General features: G+C 73.5%; 12 protein-coding genes. 7 read left to right on the top strand and 5 right to left on the bottom strand.

Annotated features, from left to right (window positions below):
- Window positions 1-55: 55 nt before the first annotated feature.
- Together ACIA5A_RS15635 and acs are read right to left on the bottom strand one after the other, a co-directional pair.
- Complete coding sequence (locus tag ACIA5A_RS15635) at window positions 56-2,848, bottom strand: immune inhibitor A domain-containing protein (RefSeq protein ID WP_396761876.1); 2,793 nt, start codon at window positions 2,846-2,848, stop codon at window positions 56-58.
- A 203-nt stretch (window positions 2,849-3,051) separates the two neighbouring features.
- On the bottom strand, window positions 3,052-5,040 hold the full coding sequence (acs, locus tag ACIA5A_RS15630; protein WP_396761873.1) for an acetate--CoA ligase: 1,989 nt from the start codon (window positions 5,038-5,040) through the stop codon (window positions 3,052-3,054).
- A gap of 196 nt (window positions 5,041-5,236) precedes the next feature.
- Between acs and ACIA5A_RS15625 the strand changes: the two genes are divergently transcribed.
- The gene (locus ACIA5A_RS15625; protein ID WP_396761870.1) at window positions 5,237-5,983 is read left to right on the top strand and encodes an oxidoreductase; all 747 of its coding nucleotides are present in this window, start codon (window positions 5,237-5,239) and stop codon (window positions 5,981-5,983) included.
- A 15-nt stretch (window positions 5,984-5,998) separates the two neighbouring features.
- Here ACIA5A_RS15625 and ACIA5A_RS15620 read toward each other — a convergent pair whose 3' ends face one another.
- Window positions 5,999-6,805 (bottom strand): HAD family hydrolase, encoded by an 807-nt coding sequence (locus ACIA5A_RS15620; RefSeq protein WP_396761867.1) that lies wholly within the window; start codon window positions 6,803-6,805, stop codon window positions 5,999-6,001.
- Window positions 6,806-7,127: 322 nt separating this feature from the next.
- Between ACIA5A_RS15620 and ACIA5A_RS15615 the strand changes: the two genes are divergently transcribed.
- Window positions 7,128-7,457 (top strand): CPCC family cysteine-rich protein, encoded by a 330-nt coding sequence (locus ACIA5A_RS15615; protein WP_396761864.1) that lies wholly within the window; start codon window positions 7,128-7,130, stop codon window positions 7,455-7,457.
- Between the two features lie 51 nt (window positions 7,458-7,508).
- Here ACIA5A_RS15615 and ACIA5A_RS15610 read toward each other — a convergent pair whose 3' ends face one another.
- Window positions 7,509-7,985: a hypothetical protein gene (locus ACIA5A_RS15610; RefSeq protein WP_396761861.1), complete on the bottom strand. Its 477-nt coding sequence runs from the start codon at window positions 7,983-7,985 to the stop codon at window positions 7,509-7,511.
- A gap of 429 nt (window positions 7,986-8,414) precedes the next feature.
- Entirely contained in the window at window positions 8,415-9,104 is a 690-nt protein-coding gene (locus tag ACIA5A_RS15605) for a hypothetical protein (RefSeq protein ID WP_396761858.1), read from the bottom strand.
- Window positions 9,105-9,355: 251 nt separating this feature from the next.
- On the opposite strand from ACIA5A_RS15605, the gene ssd reads away from it, so the two are divergent.
- From ssd to ACIA5A_RS15580, 5 genes are all read left to right on the top strand, one after another.
- On the top strand, window positions 9,356-10,459 hold the full coding sequence (ssd, locus tag ACIA5A_RS15600) for a septum site-determining protein Ssd (protein ID WP_396761856.1): 1,104 nt from the start codon (window positions 9,356-9,358) through the stop codon (window positions 10,457-10,459).
- Window positions 10,456-11,661: a TadA family conjugal transfer-associated ATPase gene (locus ACIA5A_RS15595; protein WP_396761853.1), complete on the top strand. Its 1,206-nt coding sequence runs from the start codon at window positions 10,456-10,458 to the stop codon at window positions 11,659-11,661. The genes ssd and ACIA5A_RS15595 overlap by 4 nt, the downstream gene beginning before the upstream one ends.
- Window positions 11,662-11,966: 305 nt before the next feature.
- The gene (locus tag ACIA5A_RS15590; RefSeq protein ID WP_396761850.1) at window positions 11,967-12,554 is read left to right on the top strand and encodes a type II secretion system F family protein; all 588 of its coding nucleotides are present in this window, start codon (window positions 11,967-11,969) and stop codon (window positions 12,552-12,554) included.
- The gene (locus tag ACIA5A_RS15585) at window positions 12,554-13,282 is read left to right on the top strand and encodes a type II secretion system F family protein (protein ID WP_396761847.1); all 729 of its coding nucleotides are present in this window, start codon (window positions 12,554-12,556) and stop codon (window positions 13,280-13,282) included. The genes ACIA5A_RS15590 and ACIA5A_RS15585 overlap by 1 nt, the downstream gene beginning before the upstream one ends.
- A gap of 23 nt (window positions 13,283-13,305) precedes the next feature.
- Window positions 13,306-13,473, top strand: coding sequence for a DUF4244 domain-containing protein (locus ACIA5A_RS15580; RefSeq protein WP_076470820.1), 168 nt, complete (start codon window positions 13,306-13,308; stop codon window positions 13,471-13,473).
- Window positions 13,474-13,491 lie beyond the last annotated feature (18 nt).

Below are 13,491 nucleotides of genomic sequence, written 5' to 3'. Positions count from 1 at the left end.
TGCAGTCCGTTCAGCCCATTTTCCGGTCATTCCGGTTCCGGTTTCGGGCGGTCGATCAACTCCGCGGCGGAACCACGTACACCGTGGCGTACGCGTTGTCCTTGGCGGCCTTCAGGATGACGATCGAGGTGCCGTACGCGACACCCGCGTCCCGCGGGTTGCCGGTGCCCAGCACGATCGCGCCGCCACCCAGTTCGGTGCCGTACCAGTCGGTCGCCGGGGTGCCGTCCGGGTTCACCACCCGGGTGGTGTACCGCTGGTTGCCCTTCGACGGGACGACCACCGAGGCGTCGTTGTCCCGCGCGTACGCCGAACCGTCGCGGATCTCGATGCCCGGGTACCAGCCCTTGGCGTCGGTGAAGGCCCGCACCGGCGCCTGGGCGCCGAACTTGGTGCAGTACTCGCTGTACGGCTCGTCCGCCGCCTCCAGGCACTCCTTGAACGGGTACGTCTTCGTCAACCCGAACGCGGCGTTGGACGACTGCGGGCGGCTGGGCAGGTTGTCCAGCACCGACGGGTCCTTCTCCGCCGCCACGCCCTTGCGGCGCAGCGGGTCGTTGTGCGAGTCGACGATCAGCAGCCCGCCCTTGGCGCCGTAGCTGGGCAGCGCGGTCATCTGCCCGGTGACGTGGTTGACGTCGCCCAGCTCGGTGTCCCGGTACCAGACCAGCATGCCCGGCGCGTTGTAGGAGATCCGGTCGACCTTCCACGCCTCGTGCGAGTAGACGGTGTCGTAGGCGTACTTCAGGCCCTTGTCGAAGCCGTCGAAGTTGCGCCACTCGGCCAGGTAGTAGTGCGACCTGACCTGGGTGCCCGAGTCGATGTGCCATCCGGCGCCGCTGGTGTCGGTGAACGTGCCGCCGGTCTGCGTCCAGCCGGCCGTGCCACCCTCGACGTCGTCGCTCCAGGTGGTCGCGCCGCCGCCGGTCACCGAGAAGTCGTCGGCGAACCAGCCGCGCTCCTGGAACGCCTCGTCGGTGGCGTACCGCAGCCGCACCTGCACGGTCTGCCCGGCGTACGGCGACAGGTCCACGTAGTCGTGGCGCCAGCCGCCGGTGCTGCCGGTCAGGCCGTACTTCTTGTTGCCGAAGTCGACCATCCGCCCGTTCGGGTCGGAGTAGCCGTCATCGGTGGAGACCAGCGCGCCGGACTCGTCGTACACCTTGCGCTCGGTCCAGGTGGCGCCGCCGTCGGTGGAGACCTCGACGAAGCCGTAGTCCCAGTCCTCCTCGATGACGTAGTCGTTCCACATCCAGAACTTCGCGTCCGCGGCGTTCGGGACCGTCACCGTGCGGCTCAGCTTGACGTCCGCCCACGCCTGGTCGGCGCCGGAGTACCACATGTTCGCGCCGCTGTGCGGCTCGGCCAGCGTGATCACCTTGTCCGGCAGGTCGATCTTGATGCCGTCCTCGGTGCCCACCGGCGTACGCGAGGTCTGCCCGAGCTTGACCAGCTTGGCCCGGTCGCCCGGCCCGAAGGTCTTCGGCTCGGCCCAGCCGAGCACCCACTTGTCCCAGAGGCCCATGTGGGTGGGGAGCGCCTGGAAGATCTCGCCGGAGTGCGAGCCGGACGCCATCAGGTCCCAGAAGTCCACGTCGGAGTCGGCGTTGCCCGAGGTGTCGTAGAGGTCCGGCAGGCCGAGGTCGTGCCCGAACTCGTGGGCGAAGACGCCGACGCCGGCGTCCTCCGGCTGCACTATGTAGTTCGACACCTTCAGGCTGGTGCCGGGAATCGTGTAGCCGCCGGCCACGGTGGACGAGTGCGCCCAGACCGAGTAGACGCCGATGTCGCCGCCACCGCGGGACTTGCCCTGGTTGGCGTGCACCAGCACCAGGTGGTCGATCACGCCGTCCGGCTCGTGGAAGTTGCCGTCGCCGTCCCGGTCGCTCTGGTCCTCGATGTCGTAGTCGGCCCACGGGAAGCTCGGGTCCGCGGCGGCCAGCGCGTCGATCGCGTCGGTGGCCAGCCGGCCGGCGCCCTGCGGGTTGTCCGGGTGGCCGTTCATCGACTGCTCACGCCCGGCGACCCAGTTGCCGTTCTCGTCCTGGAAGCAGCGCGACGCCGCGTACCAGCCCTCCGAGTGCGGCACCGTGATCCACGGGCTGGCCTGCCCGTCCACGGTGTACGCGCCCTTGGACATCTCCAGGTACATGTTGTGCATGGTGCGCCCGGCCAGGCTGATGCCCGGCTTGCCGTCCGGACCCATGAGGTCCTTGCGGACCCGCTCGGTGATGCCCTTCTTGGTGTAGAGCATCTTGTCGTAGTGGGCCGGGGAGAAGTCCGGCACCCACATCGAGTTGTTGTCCTTGTGCGGCAGCGTGGCCGGGTTCGGGATGGTGTTGTGCCGCGGCCCGTTCTGCACCGTGCCGGGAACGCAGGTGCGGTCCTCGAAGACCGTCTTCGGGACCATCACATTGGTGAAGTCGTCGTTGGCCTTGTCGTTGAACTCGACGAGCAGCGTCAGCAGCTTGGCGGTCTGGGTGCTCTTGGCCTTCTTGATCTTTCGCGGGCTCTGCCCGGTCCGGATCGACTTCGCCTCCAGCTTGGCCAGCTCACGCGCCGTCGCCGGGTTGCCGCCGGCGTACTTGCGGTCGTAGGCGCGGGCCTCGTCGGCCGGAGAGGAGAAGACCCCGTCCCTGCCCTTGGTCTCCTTGCCGCCGGTGTCCGGCTGCACCTCGGGCTCGGCGTAGTTGATGTAGTACTCGTCCGCCGCGATGGTCGCCGGTGCGGACCGGGACGGTGGGGCCGCCGCGCTGCCCGTCGCGGTCAGCGACGTGGCCGCGAGGGCGATGGCCGGCAGCGCGACGAGTAGTCGTCTGCCCGCCTTGGACTGCGAAATGGGGAGCATGCCACTCCGATCGTCGGGAATGGTGAGGGACCGGTCGACTCAGTGACACCTGTCGACATTTGCCGGTGCGGCTGAACGTAGCCGACGGGAAGCGCCATCGACAGAGGTGAACAGGCCAGTACTCCTCCGCCGATCGACCGGCACGGCCCCGGGCACGACGAAGGGCGGGCCGCCGCGCGACCCGCCCTTCCGTTCCGATGTCGTCAGTCCTCGTCGGACCTGCCGCCGCTCATCCCGGACGAGATCAGGTCCATCACCGAGGAGTCCTGGAGCGTGGTCACGTCGCCGAGCGACCGGTTCTCCGCCACGTCCCGCAGCAACCTGCGCATGATCTTGCCGGAGCGGGTCTTCGGCAGCTCCGGCACCAGCATGATCTGCCGCGGCTTGGCGATCGGGCCGAGCGTCTTCGCCACGTGGTTGCGCAGCTCCGCGATGAGCTGCTCGCCCGCGTCGCCGGAGATCTCCGCGCTGCCGCGCGGGATGGCGAACGCCACGATCGCCTGCCCGGTGGTCGGGTCGGTCGCGCCGACCACCGCCGCCTCCGCCACCGACGGGTGGCTGACCAGCGCCGACTCGACCTCGGTGGTGGAGATGTTGTGCCCGGACACCAGCATCACGTCGTCCACCCGGCCGAGCAGCCAGATGTGCCCGTCGTCGTCCTTCTTGGCGCCGTCGCCGGCGAAGTAGACCCACTTGTCGCCGGTGTTCGCGCCCGCGCCGAACCGCGACCAGTAGGTCTCCAGGAACCGGTTGTCGTCGCCCCAGATGGTGCGCAGCATCGACGGCCACGGCTCGGTCAGCACCAGGTAGCCGCCCCCGCCGTTCGGCACCGACTCGCCCTGGTCGTCGACCACGTCGGCGGCGATGCCGGGCAGCGGCGTCATCGCCGACCCGGGCTTCGCCTCGGTCACCCCCGGCAACGGCGAGATCATCATCGCCCCGGTCTCGGTCTGCCACCAGGTGTCCACCACCGGCAGCTCACCCCGGCCCACGAACTGCCGGTACCAGATCCACGCCTCCGGGTTGATCGGCTCGCCGACGCTGCCGAGCAGGCGCAGCGACGACAGGTCGTACCCGGCCGGGACGTCCTCGCCCCACTTCATCATGGTGCGTATCAGCGTCGGCGCGGTGTAGAGGATGGTGACCCGGTACTTGTCGACGATCTCCCAGAACCGGCCCTTGTGCGGGGTGTCCGGGGTGCCCTCGTACATGACCTGGGTGGCGCCGTTGGCGAGCGGGCCGTAGACGATGTAGGAGTGTCCGGTCACCCAGCCGATGTCCGCGGTGCACCAGTAGACGTCCGTCTCCGGCTTCAGGTCGAAGACCGCGTGCGCGGTGTACGACGCCTGGGTCAGGTAGCCGCCGGTGGTGTGCAGGATGCCCTTCGGCCGGGCGGTGGTGCCGCTGGTGTAGAGGATGAACAGCGGGTGCTCGGCGTCGAACGGCTGCGCCTCGTGCTCCGGGGAGGCGTTCTCCACCGCCTCGTGCCACCAGTGGTCCTTCGCCGACCAGTCGATCTCCTCGCCGGTGCGGCGGACCACCAGCACGTGCTCCACCGACGGGCAGTTCGCCACCGCCTCGTCCACGGTCGGCTTCAGCGCCGACGGCTTGCCCCGGCGGAACCCGCCGTCCGCGGTGATCACCACCTTGGCGCTGGCGTCCTGGATCCGGTTGGTCAGCGCGTCGGCGGAGAAGCCGCCGAACACCACGCTGTGGGTGGCGCCGATCCGGGCGCAGGCGAGCATCGCCACCGCCGCCTCCGGGATCATCGGCAGGTAGATCGCCACCCGGTCGCCGGCGGTCACGCCCAGTTCGGTCAGCGCGTTCGCCGCCTGGCAGGTGAGCCGGTGCAGGTCGGCGTAGGTGACCGTCCGGGTGTCGCCCGGCTCGCCCTCCCAGTGGATCGCCACCTTGTCGCCGTGTCCCGCCTCCACGTGCCGGTCGACGCAGTTGTACGCCACGTTGAGCCGGCCACCGGTGAACCACTTCGCGAACGGGGCGTTCGACCAGTCGAGCACCTGCTCCCACGGCTGCGCCCAGGTCAGCCGGCCGGCCTGGCGCTCCCAGAAGGCGAGCCGGTCACCGGCCGCCTCGTCGTACGCCGCCGCGGTCACGTTGGCGTTCGCGGCGAGTTCGGCCGGTGGCGGGAACTGGCGCGTCTCGTTCAGCAGATTGGCCAATGCCTCGCTCATACGGTGACTCCTTCGTCGCGTGACCTGCGTCTCCCTACTCCGGGGAAGGTTAGTCCCGCCGTACCGCACCCGCGACCGCCCGCCCCGCTCCGCGCGCTCAGCGGCTCCCCCTCCGCGCTGAGGTGCAAGGCGGGGCCCCCTGTTAACGCCTCCGGTAGAGGAGGGGCCCCTTATTAACACCCCGTACCGTGTCAGGGTGACCACTGATCCGCTGGCCCCGCTGCTCGCGCTCGCCGACGTCGCGCCCGCCGTCGAGCGCGCCCGCGACCGGGTCGACCAGGCCCACCGGCACCGGGCGCTGCGCCGCCAGGGCGGACCGCTCGCCGCCGAGGTCAGCCTCCGCTCCGCGGTCGCCAGCGCGGCGCTGGAGGGTCGCGTCCACGACCGCGAGGAGGTACGCGCCGGCACGGTCACCGACCCGGTGCTCCAGGGCGCGCTGCGGGTGGCCGGCGCGCTGCCCGGGCTCAGCGACCTCTGGCCGAAGGCCCCCCGGCAGGTGCTCGCCCGCCTGCACGTGCTGGCCGCCCGCGACGTGGTCGGCGAGGCGGAACTGGGCCGCCCGGTGACCGACCCGGTGGTGGCGGCCCGGCTCGACGCCCTGTCCGACCTGGTGGCCGGCGGCACCAAGGTGCCACCGCTGGTGCTGGCCGCGGTGGTGCACGGCGAGCTGCTCAACCTGCGTCCGTTCCCCGGCCCCTCCGGCGTGGTGGCCCGCGCCGCCGCCCGCCTGGTGCTGATCTCCACCGGCTTCGACCCCCGCGGGCTGGTCGCCGTGGACGTCGGGCACCGGGAGCGGGAACCGGAGTACGTCGGCGCGGCCGGCGCGTTCGCCACCGGCACCCCGGACGGCCTGCGCTCCTGGCTGCGGCACTACATGAGCGCGGTGGAGGTCGGCGCGGACCAGATCACGCTCATCGGCGACGAACTGCTCGCCGCCTCCTGAACCCGGCCGGCGACGTCAGGCGGTCGGCGCGGCGGTGCGGGTGCGCCGGTGCCGGCCGTACCAGGCGATGCCGATGGCCACGCCGACGCCCACGCCGAGCGCCGCCGCCGCGACCGGCACCGCCGGCCGCTCCCGCAGCCGGCGGCCCAGCGGGATCGGGTGCCGGAACTCCAGCACCGGCCAGCCGTTCTCCGCCGCCAGCTTGCGCAGCGTCCGGTCCGGGTTGACCACGCTCGGGTGCCCCACGCACTCCAGCAGCGGCCGGTCGCTGTAGGAATCGGAGTACGCGTACGAGTCGGCCAGGTCGTAGTCGCGCTCACCGGCCAGCTCGCCAACGGCGTCGACCTTGCTCGGACCGGCCGCGTAGAACTCGACCTCGCCGCTGTAGCGGCCGTCGACGACCCCCATCCGGGTGGCGATCACGTCGGTCACGCCGAGCAGCTCACCGATCGGGCGGACCATCTCCTCGCCCGACGCGGACACCAGCACCACGTCCCGCCCGGCGGCCTGGTGCTCCTCGATGAGCGCGGCCGCCTCGGCGTACACATAGGGGTTGATCAGCTCGTGCAGCGTCTCCGCGACGATCTGGCGGACCTGTTCCACCGGCCAGCCCTTACAGAGCGTGGCGAGGTAGTCCCGGGTTCGGGCCATGGTCTGCTCGTCGGTGCCGCCCAGCCGGAACATCAGCTGCGCGTACGCCGACTTGACCACGTCACGCCGAGTGATCAGCCCGTCCCGGTAGAACGGCCTACCGAAAGCCAGGGCACTCGACTTGGCGATGACGGTCTTGTCGAGATCGAAGAAAGCGGCACTGCGGCCCACGGCGCGAAAGTCTAGCCGGACGGGACGCCCGCGACCGCCCACCCCGGTCCGGGTGGGCAAGGTGTACCCGGCGGAGTGACGGCCGTCACATCTCTGTGCGAGAAATTAGCTTTGCGTGGAGTGAACACCACTCGACGTATAAGGGTCGGCTGCGGCATGCTTGTCCTCGCGACAGGAGTTCGCGTCCGGTCGCCCGCACACCCTCGGCGGTTGCACCCCCCGTGACCGCTGAGTCGGTTCGGCTCGACCCCCCCGGAGCCGAACCACCCGACGACCCCCGTCTCCCCCCGACGGGGGTCGTCCCTTTGTGGCTGATGGAAGAGTGGGCGTCGTGATGGGGGAAGACGCGGGGCAGTTCGCCAACGTGAACCGTGGGCCGGACGGTGGCCCGTACGCCTGCCCGTGCTGCGGTTTCCTCACTTTGGGCGAGCGAGGCGGCTACGAGATCTGCGACGTCTGTTTTTGGGAGGACGACGGTCAGGACGAGCACGACGCCGGCCGGGTACGCGGCGGCCCGAACCGGAATCTGAGCCTGCTCGACGCCCGCCACAACTTCGCGGTCTGTGGTGCGGCCGATCCGAAGGACCTGCGCCACGTGCGACCGCCCCTGCCCGAGGAACATCCGCTCGGCGATCAGGGCCGTACCTCCTGAGTCGGGCCCTGACGTGACGAAGCGGCCGGACCGTCGCCGGTCCGGCCGCTGTCAGGACTTGCGCAGCGTGACGACCGTGGTGTCGTTGACCTCGACGTACTGGTTGTACTCGCTGTCGTAACCCTGGGCCCGGGTGCTGACCTCGACGTCGCCCCGGACGAACGGCTGGGTGCCGGACGGCGTGGCGGTGGCGGTCCAGGCGGCCGGGGTGCCCGGCACGCAGTTGACCCGGGTGGTGAAGTCACCCCGGACGATGGCCTTCTTCACGATCTGGGTGACCGTGCCGTAGAGCGACACCGAGGTCGGCTGGTTGCAGGTGACGGTGCCGTGCACGACGGCCTTGCCGCTGACCGTGCTGGCGGTGCCGCTGGTGGACACGGCGAGTGCCAGGTCCAGCGGCGCCGGCGCGGGCGGGTTGGCGATGTGCACCTCACCGCGGGCCGCCGCGGTGCCGCCCTCGCAGTGCTGCTCGAAGGTGGCGTCGAACGTCTGGACGTAGCCGTTCGGCCCGAAGACGGCGTTGAGCACCGTGAACGTGCCGGTCAGCTGGTTGCAGCCACGCCCGTTGCCGTCCAGGCTGAGGCCCGGGACCCGAGCCGTTGAAGGGGTAGCGCGTCGCGTTGTCGTAGGTGCCCGGGGCCAGTGGCTGGCTGCCCGGGGCGTCGAAGTCCAGGTACCACCAGTCGCCGTTGTAGCCGTTGACGTTCACCGACACGTGGCTGTTGTCGGTCGAGGCGGCCGTGGTGAGCTGGTCGCCGTCGGCGACCGCGTAGGCGTACGAACCGCCGCCGGTGATGTAGTCGCCCGGGTCACCGCTGAAGGTGACCGAGCCGGACTCCACCGCCTGCGCCTGTGCCGGCGCGGCGGCGACCAGCCCGCCCAGCGCCCCCGTGATCGCGAGGCCGGCCGCCAGGACCGTCCTCCGCCAGGTGTTGTGCATCCCCGCTCCTCTCGGATCTAGCGGACGACGGCGCGCAGCGTCCGCGGCGCGGGTTCGAAGCAGACGAGCGCCTGGTCTCGCTCGTCGGCCACCACCCACGGGTGGCCCAGGTACGTCTGCTGCCGGTAGGTCTGTCCCGGTTGCAGCACCGCGTACCGCTGGCGCCGGCCGCCGTAGTCGAGCCAGTAGACGACGACGGGCCCGGACCGGGCGTTGACGAAGTCGACGAACGTCTCCGGGCCGCCGCTGCGGGAGCGCAGCGTCGGCTCCCGGGACGCCGGGAGCGGGGTGAGCTCGCCCGGCCGCGGCGCGGGCGGCTTCGCGCTGTTTGCCGACGGCCTCGGCGAGGGCGGCCGGGTGGCGGGGGCGGTCCGGTGTGGCGCGGGCCGGCGGGTCGGCAGCACGGCGCGGGTGGAGAGCGACACCGGCGCCGGGGAGTACGACTCGGTCGGCGGGTCCGCGGCCGGCGTGGAGTTTCCCGGGGAGGCCAGGATCGCCTCGCTGCCGATGGGCGGTGGCAGGTCGGGCCGGCGCGGCATGGCGAAGAAGCTGAGCGTGCCGACCAGCACGACGACCACGACCCCGATCGCCACCGAGGCGAGCGTGGCCGGTGACGGGTCGCGGAGCCAGGCGTCGCCGCTCGGGGGCGTGGGACGGGCGTGGCGGCGGGCGGGTGGTTGTCCGGCGCCCTGCGGTGGATCGGTCATGGCCTCGATTCCGCGAGCCGGTGCCGTCCGTTCTGCGGCAAGGGATCCGATTATGCGGGACGGACAATCCCCTTAGTCAATGGCTGGCGGCCTGTCCGTGCCGACCGGTGGCATAGCAGATCCACTCGTCGGTCGGGCTCTGTCCACATCGCGCCGTTGTCCACAGAACGGCCCGCGGCGTGCCCCGTCCGGCTCGGCCGATTGGGCAGGCTGCTGCGCGGCACGTCCGAGTCCGACCGATGGAGGCCGCCATGCCGCCCCGTACCCCGCTCCCGCCGTACCGCCGGCTGCCCCTGCTGGTCACCGCCGACGGCGACCTGCTCGACGAACTGCTGCGGCTCGCCGCGGCCGGCGGCACCGAGGTCGAGCTGGCGGCCGATCCGGCCGCCGCCCGCGCCCGGTGGGCGCCGGCGCCGCTGGTGCTGGTCGGCGCCGACCAGGCGGCGGCCTGCCTGCGGGCCCGCCTGCCACGACGTCCGCGCACCGTCCTGGTAGGTCGCGCCGATCAGCTCGATCCGGGTACGGAGTTGGCCGAGCTGATCGGCGCCGAGCACGTCGCGGCCCTGCCGGCGGCGGAGCCCTGGCTGGTCGACCGCTTCGCCGAGTGCCTGGTCGGGCCGGCGGGCGCCAGCCCGGCGCGGGTCGTGGCGGTGCTCGGCGGGCGCGGCGGCGCCGGTGCCAGCGTGCTTGCCGGTGGACTCGCCGTCAGCGCGGCCCGGGCCCGGCTGCGCACGCTCCTGGTCGACGCCGATCCGCTCGGTGGCGGGCTGGACCTGGTGCTCGGCTGGGAGCAGCTCGACGGGCTGCGCTGGCCCGAGCTGGCCGGCGCCGACGGGCGGGTGGATCCGCCGGCGCTGGTCCGTGCCCTGCCCAGCCGCGGTGACCTGGTGGTCCTCTCGTGGGACCGGGGCGACCTACGGCACCTGCCGGCCGAGGCGATGGCCGCCACTGTCGACGCCGGTCGGCGCGGGCGGGACCTGGTGGTGCTCGACCTGCCCCGACATCTCGACGACGCGGCGGTGATCGCCCTCCAGGCCGCCGACCGGGCGCTGCTCGTGGTGCCCGCGGAGCTGCGGGCCACCGCCGCCGCGGCCCGGGTGGCCGCCGTCGTGGCCCCGCACTGCGCCGACCTGTCGGTGATCGTGCGAGGTCCGGCGCCGGGGCGGCTCCGGGCGGCGGAGGTGTCCCGCGCGCTCGGCCTTCCGCTCGCCGGCACGCTCCGGCCCGAGCCCGGCCTGTGCCGAGGGCTGGAACGCGGCGAGGCGCCGGGCGCCACCGGCAAGGGCCCACTCGCCGCGCTCTGCCAACGGCTCGTCGACGAGCTGACCGGCCGGCCGGCGGCGGGTGCGGCGTGACCGGGCCGGCCGACCCGGGGGAGCTCGCCGCCCGCGTCCGGCACCGGTTCGCCGCCGAGGCCACGCCTGTCACGTCCGCCGCGGTCGTCTCCGCGGTACGCGCCGAGCCGGCCGCCGGTGTGCTCGGTGACACCACTCTGCTGCGCCTCGCCGGGCGGGTGCACGACGACCTCGTCGGCGCCGGTCCGCTCGCACCGTTCCTGGCGGATCCGCAGGTCACCGACGTGCTGGTGAACGGCGTCCGGGTCTGGGTCGACCGGGGCCGGGGGCTGCACCAGGTGGCCGTCCCGCTCGGCACTGTCGACGACGTGCGTCGGTTGGCGCAGCGGCTGACCGCGGCCGCCGGGCGCCGGCTCGACGACGCCTCGCCGTACGCCGACGCGCGGCTGCCCGACGGCACCCGGCTGCACGCCGTGCTGCCGCCGGTGGCGACCGACGGCCCCTACCTGTCGTTGCGTACCTTCCGGCAGCGACCGTTCACGCTGGACGAGCTGGTCGAGCACGGCACCGTGCCCCGGGCGGTCGCCCCGCTGCTCGACGCGCTGGTGGCCGCCCGGTTGGCCTACCTGGTGACCGGTGGCACCGGATCGGGCAAGACCACCCTGCTCAACACGCTGCTCGGGCTGGTGCCCGGCAACGAGCGGATCGTCCTGGTGGAGGATGCCGCCGAGCTGCGTCCGGTGCATCCGCACGTGATCGGGTTGCAGGCGCGCACCGCGAACGTCGAGGGCGCCGGCACGGTCGGGCTCGGCGACCTGGTCCGGCAGGCGCTCCGGATGCGGCCGGACCGGCTGGTGGTGGGCGAGTGCCGGGGCGCCGAGGTGGTCGACCTGCTGGCCGCGTTGAACACCGGTCACGACGGTGGCGCCGGGACGCTGCACGCCAACGCCCCGACGGACGTGCCGGCCCGGCTGGAGGCACTCGGGATGCTCGGCGGGCTGCCCCGGGTCGCGCTGCACGCCCAGGTCTCCGCCGCGTTGCAGGTGGTCCTCCAACTCCGGCGGACCGGCGCGGGGCGGGTGCTCGACTCGATCGGCCTGCTTCTGCCGGAAGGGCCCGACCGGGTGGTGACCGTGGTGCCGGCCTGGATACGCGGCCGTGGCCTCGGCCTGGCCGCCAGGTCGCTCGGCAACCTGCTGCGGGAGCGTGGCGTGCCGGTACCGCCGATCCTTCGGTCGGTCTGGCCCGGCGGTTCGTCGTGACCGGCCAGCTCTGGCTGGTGGTCGCGCTCCTGGCCGGCGCCGCCGCGGCGGTCGCCTGGCCGGCACGCGTCGGGCGGGTCCGGCGGCGGGCGGTCCTCCATGCGGGAGGGGCGTCCGGCGGTCCGCGCCCTGTCGGCGGCGGGAGGGCCGCGGGTGCCCGAGGACCGGCGCGTCGGGCATCGGTCGGGTTCGCACGCCCGCCCGCCCGGTTCGACCGGTTGCCCCGACCGGGCACCCTCCCGAGCCGTGCGCGACGCCGGGCCGTTCTCGACCGCCACGCTCCCCGGTGGCGACTTCGCACGGCGGTGTCGGCCCGGCGCGCGGTGTCGGCGGCGGCGGTGCTCGGCGGGGTGCTCGGTGCGCTCCTCGGCGGCCCGGTGGCCGCGCTGGTGCTGGCCGCCTACGGCGCGCTCGCGGCCCGCGCGGCGGTGCGTCGCCAGGCACAGCGGGCAGCCGACCTGGCCCATCGCCGGGAGCTCGACCGGCTCGGCGGCGCGGCGGCCGACCTGCGCGCCGGCCTGCCCAGCGGCGCGGTGCTCGACGAGGGCTCCGGGCGGATCGCCCGACTGTGCCGGTCGGCGGTGCGCCTAGCCGACCGGACCGGTGCGCCCCTGGCCGACCTGCTGGAGCGGATCGAGGCCGACGCCCGCGCGGCCGACCGGGGCCTGGCCGCCGCCGCTGCCCAGGCCGCCGGTGCCCGGGCGACCGCCTGGCTGCTCGCCGCCCTGCCGCTCGGCGGGATCGGCCTCGGCTACGCCATCGGGGTCGACCCGGTGGCCGTGCTCCTGCACACGCCGGTCGGCGGCGGCAGCGCCGTGGCGGCGGTCGTCCTGCAGGTCGGCGGGCTGCTCTGGGCGGAGCGGCTCGGCGCGGGGCCCGGGCGGACCGCCTGATGTCCCGGCAGGTGGTGGCCGCCGTCTGCCTCGGGGGTGCCGCGTCGCTCCTCGTCGTGGCCGGGCCGGTCGCCCGCCCGGCCGGGCGGCTGCGCCGGCTCGCCGCCGCCCCCCGGCCGGCCCGGCCGTCCTGGTGGCCGGACCGGATCCGGCTGGGCGCCGGCTTGGCCGGGCTGGCCGTGGCGGTGGTCGTCGGCGGGTGGGTGGGCCTGTTCGCCGGGCCGCTGGCCGGCGTCGCCGCCGATCGCCTGCTCCGCCGGATCGAGCCCCGCGACGCGCGGGAACGGCGTCTGCGGGAGGCCGCCGACCTGCCACTCGCCGCCGATCTGCTGGCCGCGGCGCTGCGGGCCGGCGCGCCGGTGGACCGCTCGGCGCTCGCGGTCGCGGAGGCGCTCGGCGGCCCGCTCGCGGACCGACTCGGCCGGGTCGGCCGCACGCTGCACCTGGGCGGTACGCCGACGGAGGCGTGGGCCCACCTGCGGCCCGTGACCGGAGCGGGAAGCCTGGTCGGCGCCGCGATCCGCTCGTCGAACAGTGGCGCCGCGCTGGCCGGCGCGCTCACCCGGCTCGCCGACGACCTCCGGGCCGAACGCTCGACCGCGGCCGAGGCGTCCGCCCGGCGCGCCGGGGTGCTCATCGTGCTGCCGCTCGGGCTGTGCTTCCTGCCCGCCTTCATTCTCGCCGGTCTGGTGCCGGTGATCGTCGCCGTCCTCGGCGACGTGCTGTGAACCATCGAGAAGGGACGTACGACATGCGCAAACTCCTCGCCCGCCTGCGGGGTGACGCCGGCATGAACACGGCCGAGTACGCCGTGGGCACCCTCGCCGCGGTCGCCTTCGCCGGAATCCTGCTGAAGGTGCTCACCTCCGGAAACGTGCAGTCCGCCCTGACCGCGGTGATCGACCGGGCCCTGAAGTGAGCGGGCGCCGGTGGGCCG

Origin of the sequence: Micromonospora sp. NPDC051300, from assembly GCF_044455315.1 — a bacterium.
Taxonomy (GTDB): Bacteria; Actinomycetota; Actinomycetes; order Mycobacteriales; family Micromonosporaceae; genus Micromonospora; species Micromonospora robiginosa.
This window is presented reverse-complemented; position numbering and strand designations above follow the sequence as displayed.